This is a genomic window from Nitrospira sp. Nam74 (genome assembly GCF_965152615.1).
The window spans coordinates 114,587-132,117 of the sequence record NZ_OZ224220.1; the positions used below are offsets into that span (position 1 = coordinate 114,587).

Consider the following 17,531-nt stretch of genomic DNA (forward strand, 5'->3'; position numbering starts at 1 on the left):
AGCGTCCATCACTCCGTCCTTCTACATTTCGCGGCCGACGGCCTCGGCGATTTTCTTTAAATCGTGCATGAGTTCTTTGAACTTCGTCGGCTTGATCGACTCCTCACCATCGCAGAGCGCACATTCCGGATTCGAATGCACTTCGATCAGTAAGCCGTCTGCCCCCGACGCAACGGCCGCTTTCGCCATTGGAGCGACAAGCTGCCATTTCCCCGTCGCATGGCTGGGATCGACGATCACAGGCAAGTGAGATAACTCCTTGAGCGATGGAACAGCGGCTAGATCCAACGTGTTGCGATATTGCGTCTCGAACGTCCGGATGCCGCGTTCGCACAAGATCACATTGCGATTGCCCCGGGACATGATGTATTCCGCAGACAACAGGAATTCCTTAATCGTCGACGAGAGGCCTCGCTTCAACAGGACCGGTTTATCATAGGCGCCGACTTCTTTCAGAAGCTCAAAATTCTGCATGTTACGGGCGCCGATTTGGATGATGTCGACTTTTTGGAGAAACAGTTCAATGTCTCTCGTGTCCAAAATTTCACTAACGATCGGCAGCCCCGTCTGGCGCTTAGCCTCCAGGAGATAATCGAGCCCTTCGCGCCCCACACCTTGAAAGGAGTAGGGCGACGTGCGGGGTTTATAGGCGCCGCCTCGCAAAATGCCCGCGCCGCTGGCCTTGACGTCGTGGGCAATCCCTGCCGTCACTTCAATCTTCTCGACGGCACAGGGGCCAGCCATGATCGCTAATTTCTTCCCACCGATTTTCACGCCACCAATATCAATGACCGTGTTGTCGCGTTTGAACTCGCGACTCACCAGCTTCCATGGCGCCAGAATCGGTGTGACGCTTTCCACGCCCGGGAAGGCGGTCAATGGCTGGTTTTGCAAGATGCGATCATCACCGATGACGCCGATGATCGTGCGTTCCTCACCGGTCGAGATGTGCGACTTCAACCCCAGCTCTCGCAGCCGATCCAATACGTGATCGATTTCCCGTTCAGTCGCTTCTGGTTTTAAGACAATAATCATAACCCTTCCTCTCGTGGGTCAGCTCAAGACAGGACCTTCTTGAGCGCGTCTAAAAAATAACGATTTTCTTCCGGCAAGCCGATTGTCACTCGGAGCAGGCGTCCTTCGATATGTCGCACAATGATCCCTTGGCGCAGCAAGGCTTCGAATACGGGACGACCGTCGCGCCCCACATCAAATAGGAGAAAGTTGGCTTGGCTGGGCACCGGGTGACAGCCCAATGCCACCAAACCGGCCCGCACTGTTGACATTTCGGCCGAGTTGAGTGCGCGACTCCGTGCCAGGTGCTCATCGTCGGTCAGGGCTGCCAGCGCGGCATGCTGCGCCACGGTGTTCACATTAAAGGGCGGGCGGATGCGATGCAGATACCCGGCAATCTCAGGGGTAGTGAGCCCATAGCCCACGCGAAGTCCAGCCAGGCCGTAGATCTTTGAAAATGTGCGCAGGACAATGGCATTGCGGCCTTGCGTTACCCATTTTAGACTGTCTGGAAAATGTTGATCCTGAACATATTCGTAATACGCTTCATCGAATACGACGATAACATCGTCAGGGACTCGATGCATGAACGCGTCGACCTCCGCGGCTGTCGCCATCGTGCCGGTTGGATTATTTGGATTACAGATGAAGACGAGCCGAGTCTTGTGCGTGACGGCCCCTGCCATCGCCGGCAGGTCATGCTGCCATTGCTTGAGGGGAACGATCACCGCCTTGCCATGTGCCGCCGTCACTTCCATCTTGTAAATGACAAATGTCTGGTCTGCCATGACGGCTTCATCGCCGGGCGAAAGAAACGCTCGGCAAAGCAATCCAAGAATTTCATCGGATCCATTTCCAAGGATCACGTGATCGGGAATGAGCTTGTGGCGATCAGCTAGCGCGGTGCGAAGCCGATGGGCGCCTCCATCAGGATAACGATGAAGGGTGGCCCCGGTCTGTGCCAAGACAGCCAACGCTTTGGGAGATGGCCCAAGAGGATTCTCGTTGGAGGCCAGTTTAATCGCCCGAGGAATGCCCAACTCGCGCTCCAATTCATCGATGGGCTTACCCGGCACGTAGGGGACAAGAGGCGCGATATGAGAGTGAATGTGCAATGGCATGATCAACTGTGTATGGGATAGGACCCAAGAATCTTCATGAAGAGGCACCGACCCTTGATTTCTTCCAGCGCCTTCTTGACTCGATCTTCATCAACATGCCCCTCGATGTCTACGAAAAAAATGTATTCCCAGGCCTTCCGTCTTGACGGGCGTGACTCGATCTTGGTCAGGTTGATGCCATGCGATGCGAAGGGCCGCAGCAAATCGTACAGGGCGCCGACTTTATCTTTAACAGACAACATGACGGACGTCTTGTCCTTGCCGGTGCGCTCAGGCGGTTTTTGAGAGAGCACCAAGAATCGAGTGAAATTATTGACATTGTCCTCAATCCGAGAGCGGACCACTTTCAAGCCGTACAATTCACCCGCAAGCTGCGAGGCGATTGCCGCTACAGTCGAGTCGGTTGCACTGACTTCCGCCGCACGCGCCGTGCTGGGCACTTCGCCCACGGGAATCCTTGGCACATTCGTTTCAAGCCAGTTTCGGCACTGGGCAATCGCATGTGGGTGGGAGTAGATCGTTTTGATGTCTTCTACGCGCCCGGTTTTGGAAAGGAGATGATGGGAGACTTCCTGTAGCACCTCTCCGTAAATCACCAGGTTCGAGTCGATGAACATATCCAAGGTATGGTTGACTACACCCTCGGTGGAGTTTTCGATCGGGACGATTCCAAAATGCGCTCGATCGCGTTCGACCTCGTTAAACACTTCCTTGATGCTGGTGACGGGAATGTACTGAGCCGAATTGCCGAATTTCTGAATACACGCGAGGTGCGTGAACGTTGCCGGCGGACCGAGATAGGCCACTTTCTGCGGGCCTTCCAATGACAGTGAGGCCGACATGATCTCTCGATAGACAGAACGTATCGCCTCATTCGGAAATGGTCCCGTATTCTCCTGCATGAGGCGCTCGATGATTTCCGCTTCTCGGCGCGGTGTGTGAAGATGCGCCTCCATATCGGAGCGTCTTTTTAATTTTCCGATTTCAATGACGTTCTTGGATCGCTCATTGAGGAGACGCAAGAGTTCATCATCGAGTTCATCGATTGCTTTCCGGAAGGAGGAGATGTCTTTTTGATCATCCATATAGTGTGAGCCGCCCGAAGGCGCAGTCCTACACCCTCGTCATTCATTAACCCGGCGCTTGCAGGAAAGTACGATCATACAGAAAAGTGCCTGAGAATTTCAAGGATATCAAAGGGATTTGTGCGCCTATCGGACCATCGGACCAAGGTGGAGAGCGCAAGATGTTAAGTGATCCTCACAGCCTAAGACAGTAAATCCTTCATCTTTCCAAAGTGTTCAAAGGCGAGTCGGGTAGCCTGCCGGCCACGGGCGGTGCGTTCGAGGTATCCTGACTGGATGAGAAATGGCTCATAGACATCTTCGAGCGTCGCCTTTTCCTCGTTCACGGTAGCCGCAAGCGATTCCACACCGACCGGTCCGCCTCGAAACTTCTCGAGAATGGTCAAGAGAATTTTCCGATCCATCTCATCAAAACCTGCCGAATCGATGCCGAGCCATTCCAGCGCGTCTTGTGCGACGTTGCGGGTAATCCGGCCTTGGGCTTTGATCTGCGCGAAGTCGCGCACACGCTTGATCAGCCGATTCACGATTCGCGGTGTGCCGCGTGCGCGATGCGCAATCTCCGACGCGCCCTCATGATCCATCGGCACGCTGAGCAGTCCCGCGGATCGTGTCACGATGGTCTCTAGTTCGGGTGGTGAATAGAAGTCCAGACGGTGTACTAGTCCGAATCGTTCACGTAGCGGCGAGGTCAGTGCACCGGCTCGGGTCGTCGCCCCGATGAGCGTGAAGCGAGGGAGGTCTAACTTCATGGTGCGCATCGATGGTCCTTGGCCGATGACCAAATCGAGCTGGTAGTCCTCCATGGCGGGGTAGAGAGCTTCTTCGACTGATGCAGGAAGCCGGTGGATTTCGTCGATAAACAATACGTCGCCTTCTTGAAGGTTCGTGAGGATCGCAGCCAGATCACCGGCATGTGCTAGGACGAGGCCGGATGTCGAGCGGATGGAGACCCTCATTTCATGGGCGATGATATGGGCGATGGTGGTTTTCCCTAGTCCGGGCGGACCGTAAAATATGGCGTGGTCCAGCGCCTCTCCGCGTCGCTTCGCCGCCTCGATGCAGATCCGCAAGGATTCTTTCATGCGCGTCTGGCCGACATATTCATCCAAGCTTTGGGGACGTAACGTCGTGTCCAGTCCGCGCTCTTCGTCTGTTAATTGGCCGTTCACAATGCGGTCCGTCATCTGATGACCTTCGGAAACCCGGTACGTCGTCTATCGAATGGACGGCAGCGTCGACTCATTCACTTTTCTTTTCCGGAGTTGGGCGAAACTTCGGTGGAGGAGGAATGGCGCCCTGCCCCGGAGCAACCGTGGAGCCGCAATGTGGTGGGCAGATAATACCGCCTTGACTGGGGTCCGGTAAATTGTTCTGCATATGCTCGAGCTGGCATTGCGTCACACGTCCGCCATCGGTATTGCCGCAGCGGGCCGGGCTTGCAGAACTGCCGACTTGCCGATACCCATCCGGGCACGAGCCGCATACAGACAGAATGTTGGCCCCCAAGGGCACGCATTGGACGACCGTCGGATCGCCGTCTTTGCAAATTTTCGCATCGGTCGTCACGCCGGTGGTCGCATAGCCCTCGGGGCAGGATCCGCAGGTCATGCGCGTACTTTTTGGTTCGCTGCTCTCTTGCGCCAGGAGTGTCATCGGGACATAGATCAGCACTATGACAAAGATGCCGGCAAAGTACCCGAGTTCTGAGGGCCAAAGGCGTCGAAGCACTTGCATGGTGGTGACCGTCCTCATCATTGACTACCCCCTTGCGAGTTCCTTCAGTGTTTCGCGAATCAAGTCTTTCAGCGGCATCGGACTGGACTGAGATTGAGTGATCCGTTTGATGATGTCTTTGGCTTCTTGGGCGCGATAACCGAGATTGACGAGAGCGGAGAGCGCGTCATCGTGTAAACGCGAGGAGGGGTCACCGGTGACAGTCTCTACAGCGGCAGGTATGGCTTGCAACCGTTCCACCTTATCTTTCAGCTCAAGGACGATGCGTCCAGCGGATTTCTTGCCAATCCCCGGCACGGTAGCCAGTTTCTCCATGTCGCCGGCCTGAATGGCAGACGCCAGATCCGTCACGCTTAATGTGGATAGGACGCTCAGCGCGAGCTTAGGTCCGATACCCGAAATCCCGGTCAACAGAATAAACGCATCCTTTTCTGTCCCCGTTAAAAAGCCGAACAACTGAATGGCATCTTCTCGAAGGTGGGTATGAATTCTTAGGGATGCAGACTCATTGATATCCGGAAGCGAATAAAAGGTACTCAGAGGAATGAAGACTTCGTAGCCGACGCCTTGGACGTCAACAGTAATCTGGGAGGGAGACTTAAACGCCAGCCGGCCGGTCAGCGCTGCAATCATCTGAATAACGGTGCTGAGCGATCAGCCATCAGTGCTGATCGGGAAGATTGTCGCCAGGTGCAACTCCAGACGTTCGTCACTCAGCATGCTCTATTCATCACAGCTTACCCGGCCGCCGCGGCGACTTTTTCCATGATTTCTTCGGGGATATCGAAATTGGCGTTCACTTTTTGGACATCGTCGTGCTCGTCAAGAATTTCCATGAGCCGCAACATCTGCTCCGCGGCCTTCTCTTCCAATCGGATGAGATTCTGTGGAATATAGGTGACCTCTGCGACCGTCGTTTCAATCTTAGCGTCGCTCAAGGCCTTTTTGACGGCTTCGAAGTCGTGCGGCGTCGTGATGATTTCAAAGGTCTTCTCATCGCTTTTCACGTCTTCAGCCCCGGCTTCCAGTGCCAACGACAACAACCGGTCCTCGTCCACCTTCCCTTTTTCGACGGCCAGCAAGCCCTTCTTGTGAAATTGCCAGGCGACGGAGCCTGCTTCCGCCATATTGCCGCCGTTCTTCGTGAGGATGTTTCGGATTTCTGCGACGGTCCGATTACGGTTGTCTGAAGTGATCTCCAACAAGAGGCCTGTCCCGCCGGGTCCGTAGCCTTCGAGTGAGAACTCTTCGTACGTCACACCCGGCAACTCACCGGTGCCACGCATAACAGCTTTCTTCAGCGTGTCGCCCGGCATGTTCGCATCTTTCGCCTTCGCAATGGCAAGGCGCAGACGCGGATTTCCATCAGGGTCACCGCCTGTACGCGCAGCAATAGTCAATTCTCGAATGAGCCGGGTAAAGATCTTTCCCCGCTTGGCGTCCACAGAAGCTTTATGCCGCTTAACGGTAGCCCAGTGGCTGTGGCCACCCATAATGCCCTCCTCGCAGGGCGCTGAAAAGGTCCACCAACTTCGTTCGCGACTCGAGAAAATCCTCAGCGTGCCGCGTTCGGTGCGCCTCCGGTTTTGTCCCGTCTGCGGCCTCGTTGGATGGCCCTTTTGAGTACCCTGTCAGCGAAACAGTTGTGAATTGAAAGTGGTCTAACACACTCCGAAGAGGGGTGTCAACGAAGCGGTTAGAAAGGATAAGGAGATCGCCGAGATGCCTTTGCAGCGCGAACGGCATCGGTTATGCTCCACATTGCAATTGCCGCGAGGGGTAGCATACGCAGTACAAAGCTCACGACATTGACCTCGTCCCCCCGGTTCCCGGAGAACACGCTTTGAAACACGGATAGTGTGTCGGACGTCACGCCGAAGCTTGCATCAACAAGAAGAGTGGTAATTAAAAAACCGGCCCCTTTGGCCCACTGGCGGTTGTAGAATTGTCCGAGTCCGGGTAGGACCGCGGATAAGAGTGCCGCCACCTTCGGGGAACGATCTGCCCCCATCTTCGTTTACTCAGAGTAGATCAGCAGTTGAATGCCGATCAGCAGTACCAGAGCCGCCCAGGCGATCTCCCATGGTGACCTCTCATTCGTGACGGATGACGCTTTCCAATCGGACAGGAATTTCGATGAGCCTGCGGTCACAGCCATCAGGCCCATGGCGGCATGGTGGAGCGCAATTTTGTGCGCCGAGGGGTGAGTTCCGTGGCTATGCAGAAATAGGGACACCCCTCCAATAATGGCAAACGCCGGCAATGGAATTTTCCACCAGCTGGCCATCACATGTCGAGTTCGCCGCAACCATTCGATACTGCCGATCGCCACGGCAACAAGCCCGAACCATTTATGTTGAATGGTTTCCCAGTCCCCCGTGAAGAATGCTTGAGAAAAGGTAGAGCCGAGCGGCCAGCTCTCATGGTCGCTCCAGATGAGCAGGAAAACGCCGACCGATACCAGAAAAATCGGAAGAAGGAGACGGGTGAATGCGAGAATTCGGGCCGCGAACCCGTAACGGATTTCGCTCAGTCCGATCAGGATGACGAAGATGCCCGCCAAGTGGTGGTTGAAATTCGAATAGGCCGTTCCTTTGGGAGAGCCATCCCATTGATCGCCATGATCGGCGACGCCATGGTGATGGTCATGTGCCGTGGCAGGCGCACCGTTATCGTGAGGATAGACCGGTATGACCAAGAACAGAATAAGGATTGCGACAAGTCCCAGACTTTGCATCCACCGTTTGCCTACCGATTCCATGAAGGCTCCTTCAAACATGAAAAAGGCCCACCCGGCGTTATACCGGATGGGCCTTTTCCGAAACAAGACCTGCTGCCCTTCACATGAACTTCATGAACTTCTCTTTCGCGTCATCCATTAGATCGGCCGTAATCGTGGTGGCGCCTTTCTCTTTGGCAATCCGCTCAATCTCGCGGCGAGCCATGGGTTGAATGAAATCCGGAATGTTTGCCAACCGCTTTTCAGCTTCGGGTGTCCAAGCCACTCCGTTGGAATCATTCTTGGAGTCGTCCATTACTTGCAGGTTGATAGTCTTGAACCCATGTTTTCGCGCATACGCTTCCACGCTGCTTTGGACCATGGGTTTGACAAATGAGGGCAAGCGCTCGAGTTTCTCTTTCGCATCGGCGGTCCAGGTGAGGTCGGACGCGTTCCCGGCGCCCGCTGCCGGCTTCCCGCCCGAGGTCAATCCCATTTCGGCGACCATGGCTGAGAAGGGACAACCACTCGCTGATTTTTCACCCTCTTTGCCTTGATGAGGGACAGTCTTCGCTGCACTCGCCGACGCGGCTACGGGTTGCCCCCCCTGAATTTTTTCGTTCAAATAAGCCGCCATCTGTCCGGATCCTGCCAGTGCCTCATCCTTTAAGGTGCCGCGCGTCATTTCGAATGGTTCAGCCGCGACTGTACGACCGCCGAGTTTCACCCCGAGTGAACTGACCATCTGGGTTTCGCCCGGATTTGTGACCATGGAAAACTTGGCCCCGCATGAGGGGCATCCGAAAAATACGCCGAGCGATCCTTCGGCTGGCTTCTCCACTTTTTCGAATCCCATGTACGTTTCACAATTGAGGCAAACGAATTTCATGACGGCTCCTCTTGGTCCTTCCCTTAAAGTTTTTGTGCAAGGACCTTTTTATAATCTAACAACGACCGAACCCGTCCCGCAATCTCTTGAAAGCGTTGGATCGTCGGGTACTGATCATCTAAGAGCGGGGCGCCCTTATCGAAGGTCCGTGCCAACGTCCGGTCGAAGGGGATTCGACCGAGCAGCGGCACGTCGAGGGCGTCGCACAACGCCTCGGTATCGCCTTCAAAGAGGTCGTGCTCGGCTCCGCACGAGGGGCACCGATACTTGCTCATATTTTCCACCATGCCCAGTACGCGAATGCCCATATCTCTGGCATAGGTGACCGACTTCTGCACGACGTCGGAGGCAACTTCTGAGGGTGTGGTTACCACGATGGCTCCGGCCAGATCCGGGATAAAGCCTGCGATCACAGGCGGCTTGTCGGCAGCGGCACCAGGGGGCAGATCGGTCAGCAAATAATCAAGTTCGCCCCAGACGACATCCGCCAAGAATTCTCGGATGACATTCATCTCCATCAACCCCAGCCAAACGGGGCTGACGTCCATCGGGCCTTTCCAACGGACCGGCGAGGCTGGATCGAGGAAAAAATCCATTGAAGCGACTTTGATCCCCAGTGGTCCGACCGGTGGGATGGCCCCATCCGCGGTCATCGTCAAAGATTGGCCGGTCATGCCCAGCATTCGCGGCACACACGGACCGTTGAGGTCGACATCCAATAAACCGACGTTCGCACCCTGGCGCGCAAAAGCTAGAGCGAGATTGACCGTGATCATGCTCTTGCCGACGCCGCCTTTGCCGCTCATGACGACCAGCTTGTGCCGGATGCCTCCCATGCGGGCCTGCACCTGCTTCATTTGCTCGGTGATCTGCTGGACCACCTTGGCGTCGTCGGAGTAGTTTAATTTACCGAGGATCGATTTCAGGTCTTTTTCAACAGCCATAAGCACTCAACGTAACATAGCGATTTCAAGCGAGTCAAACCAACAGGTTGCTGAAAAAGCCGCCCAGCGGCGTTCCCGGTCGCGCGTCCCGCTCAACGTACCACAGAGGGTACGTTGAGCGGGCTTCGCTTCCTGCGGCCTTGCCGGACGGTTTTTTGAACAGCCCGTCTCGTCCATTGTTTAGATTGAATACTGAAAGGTGGGTTTGGCGCCGATCGCTCGAGCCAGCACGCCTTTGCGTTTCAGTTCTTCGATAATCTGTTGGGCGGCCTCATCGAAGTTTTTCGGGCCGGCGAAATGGAGGTCCGTGTTGGGTGGCGCCTCTTCGGCTGCCTTGGTCATGTGCACCGCGATGACGGGAGTCGGGTGTACCAGCGTCCGGATGGACTGCGCAGCCTGATGGCCGGGTAGCGCAAAGGGATTGGTGGTCGAAATGAGAATCAGTCCCGTGTCGACCAGCAAGTGCGCGACTTCGCCGTATCGGCGGACCATTTCGTGGGCATGAGCCGTATCGGTTTCCGAGAGATCAGCGTCGAGCCCGCGACGGAGATTCTCAGCATCGAGCAGATAGGCATGACGGCCCTCGGCGACAAGCATGGCCTCTAGCTTACGCGCTAAGAACGATTTCCCGGTGTGCCGGCCCCCGGTAAACAAAATAATCGCAGATCGATGGCCGTAATGCCGGGCACGCGCTTCCGCGCCCACCTCACCCTTGATCCACGCGAAATCTCGCCGACGGGCCTCATCCCGCAACATTTCCTGTTCATCATGGACGAGTTCCGTGATGATGCCTCCCCCGGCGATATCGTAGTCATCGACGATGACGAACCGGCCGGTGGTTTCAAATGTATGTGATAGATCGAAGGCAATCGGCGCCTTCGCGCGCACGGTCAGTTCGGCGACCTGATTTTTCTCCACGGCTTCGCCTCCCTGGAGATGATCGAGGGCGGCCGTATCGACAATTCTGTGAATGGCTGCGATCTCGCATCCCACTTCCCGCGTGCCGAGGCGCAGCAGATACTTTTTCCTGCGTTCCAGTGGACGGCGACCAAGCCAAAATATGTTCGCGCGAAAGGCGGTTGAGACGAGGGGGATATCGTCCTGACGAGAGGCAATTTCACCCCGCTCGACAAAGATTTGCTCGTCCAGTGTGACACCGACCGACTGCCCTGCGTGTGCCTCGATGGGCGACGGTTCGATGTTGAACGCTTCGATGGTTTTGACGTTCGCGCTCTTGTTGGAGGGGGAAAAGACGAGACGATCGCCTACTTTCAACCGGCCGGCCGCAATGCGTCCGGCGATGATTCGTCGTGCGTCGAATTTGTACACGTCCTGAACCGGAAACCGCAGGGAGAGTTCCGCTCGTACGGATTCCTTCTTGAACTGACCCAGCGTATCTAAGACTGTCGACCCTTGATACCAAGGCATCTGCGTGCTGCGCGTGACAATATTGTCGCCCAGCTTGGCGCTCACCGGGATGATACATTCCGGCGAGACCTTGAATTGGCCGAGAAACTCTCGATATTCCTTTTCGATTCCGTCGAACACATCCTGCCGGTAACCGACCAGGTCCATCTTATTGACCACGACGGCGACCTGCTTGACTCCCAACATTGAGAGCAGATAGCCGTGTTTTTTGGATTGCTCCTTGACGCCTTCGAGCGCGTCAATAAGCAATAAGGCGGCCTCGGCCCGCGCGGCACCCGAAACCATGTTCTTCAGAAACTCCTTGTGCCCCGGCGCATCGATGATGATGTATTGCCGCCCATTCCACATAAAAAACGTTCGAGCCGTATCAATCGTTATGCCTTGTTCCTGCTCTTCAAGAAACGCGTCGAATAGGAACGCATATTCGAACTCTTTCCCTTGCTGACGGCAAATGGCCTGCACCTTTTCTAATTTTCCGTCCGGTAACGACCCGGAATCGGCATAGAGCCGGCCCAACAAGGTGGACTTTCCATGATCGACGTGCCCGACGATCACAATGTTCATCGTCTCCGATGACTTGGTCTGAATTGTTTCCATGCTCACATTCCGTTTATCGCAGCATGCTCAAAAAGGTCATTCATTACACCCACCCGCCCCAGGCGCGCCAAGACGCGCCCCTTCCCGAGCGAGGCCGCAGGCGAAAAGCAACCGGAGGCGTACCCTGTGGGGTACGTTGAGGATTGTTGAGAGACGAGAACGAAGTTGGGCGCCTTTTTCAGCATCCTGTTCACATGTAGCCGTCTTTGCGGAGCAGCTCCATCCCTCTCCCCTCATCCTGCGCGCGGCCCGCCCGTTCCGCGACAGTCGTATGGCGTAGCTCGTCAATGATATCGTCGACGGTCTTCGCGGTCGATTTGATGGGAAACGTACACGGCGCACAGCCGAGGCTTCGATACCGGGTGCCCTCGCCCTTATCCAGATAGAGATCAATAAAAGGGATATTTTCGAATTTGATGTATTCCCAAATGTTGATCTCGGTCCAGTCCAGCAGCGGATGAACGCGAATATGCGTGCCCTGTGGGAACGTCGTTTTAAACTGATCCCACAACTCCGGTGGTTGGTCGCGAAAATCCCAATCGCCATGCTTATCCCGGGGAGAAAAATAGCGCTCTTTTGCGCGCGTGCCTTCTTCGTCTGCACGGACGCCGAGGATGATTCCCGTATAGCCTTTGTCTTCGATCAAATTCTTGAGGCCCTGCGTCTTCAGGGCGGTGCAACAGGTGACGCGCCCCATGGATGGATTCATCCCCCCGGCCAGGGCCTCTTTGTTTTGCCCGACCACGAGATTCAACCGCCACTCTCGCGCGATCCGGTCACGATATTCAATCATGGCGGGAATTTTGTAACTCGTATCCACGTGCAGCAAAGGAAATGGGACGTGACCGAAGAATGCCTTCCGTGCCAGCCACAGCAGGACGGTGGAATCCTTGCCCATCGACCACAGCATGGCGAGGTGATCGAAGTGTTTGTAGGCCTCACGAAGGATATAGACACTCTGGTCTTCCAGCTGCCGAAGATGCTTCACGCCGCGGACTCCTTGTCATTGGCGCTCGGAGAGAACTTGGTTAGCTCGGCCAACTTCCTCGCCGCCGCGCCTGAGTCAATCATCTGTTGAGCGGTCGGCACGGCCGCGGAAATGGACGGGGTCATGCCGGCTGCATAGAGCAGCAGCGCGGCATTTTGCACGATCCAATCGCGTTGCACGCCGCGAAATTCGTTTGTCAGGATACGCCGAAGCAAGGTGGCTTCCTGCGCGGTTTGCCCTGGAGGAAATGCGGCCATCTCCCGAAACGTGCCGATCGGTAAGCCGATGTCACGAGGCTGGAGCGTCAAGGGCATGATCCGCTCCTCTTTGACGTCCAGGAGTCGAGTGGCCGAGGCGATCGAAAGTTCGGGATCGCCCTCGACTCCGCGCATGACCAGCACCCGTCTGCTGCCCAACATGTTGAGCGCTTCGGCCGTTTTCTCGAAATAGGGGGGATGCGTCACGCCAATGATTTGTACCGGTGCCCGCGCCGGGTTCAGCATCTTAGCGACCGGATGAAAAAAGCTTCGCACGCCGAGTTCCTGGCGCAGCCGTAAGAAATTGGCCAGAGGCGGATGATAAAGTGCAATATCGAGGTAGGCGAATCCTTTTGACGCCACGTCCTCTGTGACCTGCTGGGGAGGCAAGTCACTGGGGATGCCGAGGGCCGCCAATATGGATGCCATGCTCAGTCGTTCCGGAATCCCTTCGTGTCCGTGTATGAGCACTGCGACGCCTGCTGCCGCCGCGATAATCGCCGCGCCCGCCAAGGCGTGAAACGTGTCTTTCTTGCCGGCATAGCTGGACACGTCAATCAAAGGTTTCCGTGTCGCAATGCGGAGCGGCGGTTTGTATTCACGGGCAGCCGATGTAAACGCCGCGAGTTCCGAGACTGATTCCATCTTGACGCGCATGGCCAGAATAAATGCGCCGATTTGCACCGGCGTCGCCTGTCCTTCGATGAGCTGGCGCATCGCCTGTTTCGCCTCATCCCACGTTAAATCCTTTGAGGCTTTCGCACCCTTGCCGGTTTTGGAAATAAGATCTTGCATTGTAGAAGCCATATGATCATCGCTATGTGGTGATTTAGGATCGAGTGGCTGGGATGAGCAGATCGCTAGATCAGTAAATCAGCACATTCCTCTTAGAACGTCAGGACTTCATCGGCGTGGGTCACCGCTTCTTTCCAGAAGGCTTCGACACGCTGGACTTCGTCCAATTCTGGAATTAATTTCTCAACCGGGATGTCGAAATACTCGATGGAATCACGGCAGACCGAAAACTTGGCATCGCCCTTCTCCTTGATCTCACGCAAGAGTAAGGGCAGGTCGTGCAGCTTGCGATCTTTCCACAGATTCCGAACTTTGACTTCCCGCCCACGGTAGGCTTCGGTAAACGTCAGCTCTTGTACTTTCTCAACGGTCAAGCGTGCGACCGCTTCATCCCTAAACAGAATACTGACCCGTGCGCCGGATTCGACCGCAATGCCGGCGAGCTGACAGGCCTGCAGGATGTTGTTATATGTACCCCGCGTGATGATCATCACTAACTGTTTCATAGATTGAATGCTCCGTCCGTCCCGGAATTTTGCCGTCAGGTTCACTGGGTTAGTCAGGCACGTTCACACGTGATGACGATCATGATGGCTAAAGGCAGATTGTCATTTATGTAATCCACACTCCGTCTTGCCGAAATTCTTCCACCGGCCCGAGCGTGCATCTTCTCCGGGACGCACCGGAGCGGTGCAATGCGTACAGCCGATGCTGGGATAATTGCGATCGTGGAGGGCATTATATGGCACTTCATGGACTCGAATGTAGGTCCAGACGTCCTCGGAACTCCACTTCGCCAGTGGATTGAATTTCACCAATGCAAATTTGTGATCCCATTCGACCAAACCCGCGTTCGCCCTGTTCGGCCCTTGATCGCGCCGTATGCCCGTGACCCAGGCCGAATAGCGACCGAGGATTCGTGTCAACGGCTGCACCTTGCGCACATTGCAACATTGGTCGGGGTCCCGCAACCAAAGGGCGTCTCCATATTGTGTAGCCTGGCCCTCGGGTGTCAGTAAAGATTTGACCTGGATCACTTGCGAGGGCAGCAACCCATACTTCTCTATGATCCGATCCCGTACCGCATAGGTTTCGGAAAAGAGAAAGTCAGTATCCAGATAAAAGAGCGGCGTCCGTGGATTGATCTTATGTATCATATCGACCAGGGCGACATCCTCCGCTCCGAAACTGCACGCCAGAATAATGTTAGGTGAATACTGATCAAGGGCGTATGCCAACACGTCCCATGGCTGCCGCGTTTCAAAAGCATCGCTCAAGGCTTTGAGCGACTCGTCGGAGGGTCGTGTTTTCGCTTCACTCACTCTTTCTTTCCCCATTTTCCCAATCTAGCAGGGTGCAAAGGGAAGCCTGTCACGGCGCGTCCACCGAATTACTTTCCAAAAGTGCCCGGTGCGTGAGCACAAAGGCTCCGCTGTGCATCCTGTCCTCATCCTTCGACTTTTTCTACAAGGATCTTAAAGTGTGCCGCCTCCGGCTCCAACGGTTCTTGAATCACAATCTTGTGACCGTCGTTGCGAAGGCTCATGGGCACATTTTTGATCGGCTCTCCGGCATCCAGCCAGACTTCCAGCCGCTCTCCGGCATCCATCATTTCCAGTTTAAGCTTGGTCTTGACATAGTTCAGGGGGCACGCGACGCCTCGAAGATCGTAGACCGGCGCCGCCGCTGTTGCGGGAGCCGACTGGATCTTGACCCCTGGAGACGCTGAGCTCGAGCGGGTGGTTTCCGATGGCTCATCATCCGCCTTGAGCTTGAGGTCTTTGCCGATTCGCTCCGTCGCGGCCTTGCAGGCTTCGACAAACCCACGTGCGAACTCCATCTTTGCCCGCGCAAATTCGGGCGTCGTATCTTTGGGGCCGAGGTCGTCGACTTGCGCCGCCAGATTGCCATAGGAAGCAGGGACGACGTTTCGGCCCGCGAAGCGGCGTTCGAATTCAGACAGCGTTTCGGAATCGGTGGATGGGTCCATGCCTTCGGTGACCAAGAGAGCTTTGACCGCCGCCAGGACCGCTCGATAGGCTTTGTTCACCGAGACGGGGTATTGGTGCTTTTCCAACAGAAGACGACCCTGATACAGTTCTTGTTCGGCTTCTAGAATGCGATTGTCGATCATTTCCAGGGCGCCGCCCGCGCATTCACCCGGGCCGAGATCTTCCATCACAAATTCGTCTTCACCTTCCCAGTCATAGTAATACGAGGGGTCATCTTCGAACGGCGGGACAATCGTGTACGGAATGAGTTCTTCTTTCAGCTTGGCCTTCCCGCTTCGCGCGAGGAAGGCGGGAAAGGTTTCGCCCGACTGTCGCTCGCGACGAAAAAGATCTACCAAATGCGAGACTGCGGCTGGGACGTTCTTTGCCGGCAACTTCACGGTCATCTGGCCGATTTTGGCGGTTCCGTTCACCTGTCCGCCAAGGTGCAGTTCGTAGTGCGGGGCAACGTGCTCGGCAAATCGCTTGCCGACGCCATGCAGTCCGATCGTGGCAATGTGGTGCTGCGCGCACGAGTTGTGGCAGCCGCTGATCTTGACGCTGGTTCCCGCTAAGTCTTCGGGGACCCGGCCGGGAGGAAAGACTTCGGCCATGGCGCGGGCCAGTCCTTTGGATGAGGTAATACCCAAGCCGCACGTATCGGTGCCGGGGCAGGCAATAATGTCCTCAACCAACTCCGCCCCCGGAGCGGCGAGGCCATGGGTCGCCAAATCGGTATACAAGGCTTCGAGCCGCGTCTCGGGGACCCAACGCAGAATGATGTTCTGATTGATCGTCGTCCTTAGATTGCCGTTGGAATAGGTGTCAGCCAAGTCCGCGAGCGCATTCATCTGAACCGACGTGATGTCGCCCATCTGCAGCTTGATAATGGCGGCAGCATAGCCCGGTTGACGTTGTGTGATGGTATTGGTCCGTTTCCAGGCATGATATGGCGATTCCGGATGGGATCCGTTGCCGTTCCCATTTTGATGACCATTGGCAGGCACACTCTTGCTGGATGTCGGCATGATGAGCGGCACCGGCTCATCCCGATGTTCCAGCAGGCGAATCGGGCCATTGTCCGGGCGGGCATGGCCCATGGCCACATAGGCGTCTTCCCAGCGGCGCTTGAACTCATCGAAGCCTAATTTATCGATGACGAATTTCATCCGTGCCTTGTTGCGGTTCTTGCGGTTCCCCAACGTGTCGAATACTTTGATGACGGCTTCGATGCTGGGAATCAATTCGTCCATCGGAGCAAATTCGCGGAGAACCTGCGCGATCCGCGGCGTGGAGCCAAGACCGCCGCCGACCGCCATGCGAAAACCGATGGTGCCGTCGTGCCGTTTGGCGGCCAGGAGTCCGATGTCATGGATAGGGGTCAGGGCACAGTCATGGCGGCAACCCGAGAAGGCAATTTTGAACTTGCGTGGCAAGCTCTGATTCAGCGGATTGCGAAGCAGATGGAGGGCGACGGTCTTGGCGTACGGCGTGACGTCAAACACTTCGCCTTGACACACGCCGGCCAGGTGGCAGGCGGTGACATTGCGCACGGTATTAGCGCACGCTTCACGGGTGGTGAGCCCAACTTCAGCCAGCTTGCGCATGATTGTTGGGACATCATGCAGCATGGCAAAGTGCAGTTGGATGTCTTGCCGGGTCGTGACATGACCGACGCCGGTCGTATAGTGATCGGCAATCTCTGCGATACGTCGTAATTGGTTGGCGGTCAGGCCGCCGAAGGGAATCTTGATGCGCACCATTTGGACGCCTGGTTGCCGCTGCCCATAGATTCCGTACTGTAATCGGAACGGCTTAAAGATATCGTTCGATACGTCCCCGGCAGCCAGCCGCTGCACTTCACCTTCGAAAGTTTCGATCTCTTCGAGAATCGCAGGGGGAATGGGTGTCGTGCGGATGTCGTATGTGGTGTTAGGAGCAGCCATAATATCTCCGTAATGTCGGG

At 55.8% G+C, this 17,531-nt stretch carries 17 protein-coding genes; all 17 read right to left on the reverse strand.

The window, feature by feature from the left end; all coding sequences use genetic code 11:
• Window positions 1-21: 21 nt before the first annotated feature.
• Window positions 22-1,035 (reverse strand): 3-deoxy-7-phosphoheptulonate synthase, encoded by a 1,014-nt coding sequence (gene aroF / locus ACWHYZ_RS00590; protein ID WP_447985365.1) that lies wholly within the window; start codon window positions 1,033-1,035, stop codon window positions 22-24.
• Between the two features lie 23 nt (window positions 1,036-1,058).
• Window positions 1,059-2,135 carry a histidinol-phosphate transaminase gene (gene hisC, locus ACWHYZ_RS00595; RefSeq protein ID WP_447985366.1) on the reverse strand — a complete coding sequence of 359 codons (1,077 nt, stop codon included), beginning with the start codon at window positions 2,133-2,135 and terminating at the stop codon, window positions 1,059-1,061.
• Window positions 2,136-2,137: 2 nt separating this feature from the next.
• The gene (pheA, locus tag ACWHYZ_RS00600; RefSeq protein WP_447985367.1) at window positions 2,138-3,220 is read right to left on the reverse strand and encodes a prephenate dehydratase; all 1,083 of its coding nucleotides are present in this window, start codon (window positions 3,218-3,220) and stop codon (window positions 2,138-2,140) included.
• A gap of 182 nt (window positions 3,221-3,402) precedes the next feature.
• Window positions 3,403-4,407, reverse strand: coding sequence for a Holliday junction branch migration DNA helicase RuvB (ruvB, locus tag ACWHYZ_RS00605; protein ID WP_447985368.1), 1,005 nt, complete (start codon window positions 4,405-4,407; stop codon window positions 3,403-3,405).
• A gap of 55 nt (window positions 4,408-4,462) precedes the next feature.
• Window positions 4,463-4,978 (reverse strand): hypothetical protein, encoded by a 516-nt coding sequence (locus tag ACWHYZ_RS00610; protein ID WP_447985369.1) that lies wholly within the window; start codon window positions 4,976-4,978, stop codon window positions 4,463-4,465.
• Between the two features lie 3 nt (window positions 4,979-4,981).
• The gene (gene ruvA / locus ACWHYZ_RS00615; RefSeq protein ID WP_447985370.1) at window positions 4,982-5,590 is read right to left on the reverse strand and encodes a Holliday junction branch migration protein RuvA; all 609 of its coding nucleotides are present in this window, start codon (window positions 5,588-5,590) and stop codon (window positions 4,982-4,984) included.
• 104 nt (window positions 5,591-5,694) lie between these two features.
• A complete protein-coding gene (locus ACWHYZ_RS00620) occupies window positions 5,695-6,450 on the reverse strand; it encodes a YebC/PmpR family DNA-binding transcriptional regulator (protein WP_447985371.1) in 756 nt (251 codons plus the stop codon).
• 203 nt (window positions 6,451-6,653) lie between these two features.
• The gene (locus tag ACWHYZ_RS00625) at window positions 6,654-6,968 is read right to left on the reverse strand and encodes a DUF5683 domain-containing protein (protein ID WP_447985372.1); all 315 of its coding nucleotides are present in this window, start codon (window positions 6,966-6,968) and stop codon (window positions 6,654-6,656) included.
• Window positions 6,969-6,974: 6 nt separating this feature from the next.
• Entirely contained in the window at window positions 6,975-7,718 is a 744-nt protein-coding gene (locus ACWHYZ_RS00630) for a hypothetical protein (protein WP_447985373.1), read from the reverse strand.
• A 79-nt stretch (window positions 7,719-7,797) separates the two neighbouring features.
• Window positions 7,798-8,565: a PCP reductase family protein gene (locus tag ACWHYZ_RS00635; RefSeq protein WP_447985374.1), complete on the reverse strand. Its 768-nt coding sequence runs from the start codon at window positions 8,563-8,565 to the stop codon at window positions 7,798-7,800.
• 23 nt (window positions 8,566-8,588) lie between these two features.
• Window positions 8,589-9,509 carry an Mrp/NBP35 family ATP-binding protein gene (locus ACWHYZ_RS00640; RefSeq protein ID WP_447985375.1) on the reverse strand — a complete coding sequence of 307 codons (921 nt, stop codon included), beginning with the start codon at window positions 9,507-9,509 and terminating at the stop codon, window positions 8,589-8,591.
• A 180-nt stretch (window positions 9,510-9,689) separates the two neighbouring features.
• Window positions 9,690-11,534 (reverse strand): GTP-binding protein, encoded by a 1,845-nt coding sequence (locus tag ACWHYZ_RS00645; RefSeq protein ID WP_447985376.1) that lies wholly within the window; start codon window positions 11,532-11,534, stop codon window positions 9,690-9,692.
• A gap of 190 nt (window positions 11,535-11,724) precedes the next feature.
• Window positions 11,725-12,522: a sulfate adenylyltransferase subunit CysD gene (gene cysD, locus ACWHYZ_RS00650; protein WP_447985377.1), complete on the reverse strand. Its 798-nt coding sequence runs from the start codon at window positions 12,520-12,522 to the stop codon at window positions 11,725-11,727.
• The gene (trpD, locus tag ACWHYZ_RS00655) at window positions 12,519-13,586 is read right to left on the reverse strand and encodes an anthranilate phosphoribosyltransferase (protein WP_447985378.1); all 1,068 of its coding nucleotides are present in this window, start codon (window positions 13,584-13,586) and stop codon (window positions 12,519-12,521) included. Before trpD ends, cysD begins: the two co-directional genes overlap by 4 nt.
• Window positions 13,587-13,666: 80 nt before the next feature.
• Entirely contained in the window at window positions 13,667-14,080 is a 414-nt protein-coding gene (locus ACWHYZ_RS00660; protein WP_447985379.1) for a DsrE family protein, read from the reverse strand.
• Between the two features lie 102 nt (window positions 14,081-14,182).
• The gene (locus ACWHYZ_RS00665; protein ID WP_447985380.1) at window positions 14,183-14,911 is read right to left on the reverse strand and encodes a phosphoadenylyl-sulfate reductase; all 729 of its coding nucleotides are present in this window, start codon (window positions 14,909-14,911) and stop codon (window positions 14,183-14,185) included.
• Window positions 14,912-15,021: 110 nt separating this feature from the next.
• Complete coding sequence (locus ACWHYZ_RS00670; RefSeq protein ID WP_447985381.1) at window positions 15,022-17,511, reverse strand: sulfurtransferase TusA family protein; 2,490 nt, start codon at window positions 17,509-17,511, stop codon at window positions 15,022-15,024.
• Window positions 17,512-17,531 lie beyond the last annotated feature (20 nt).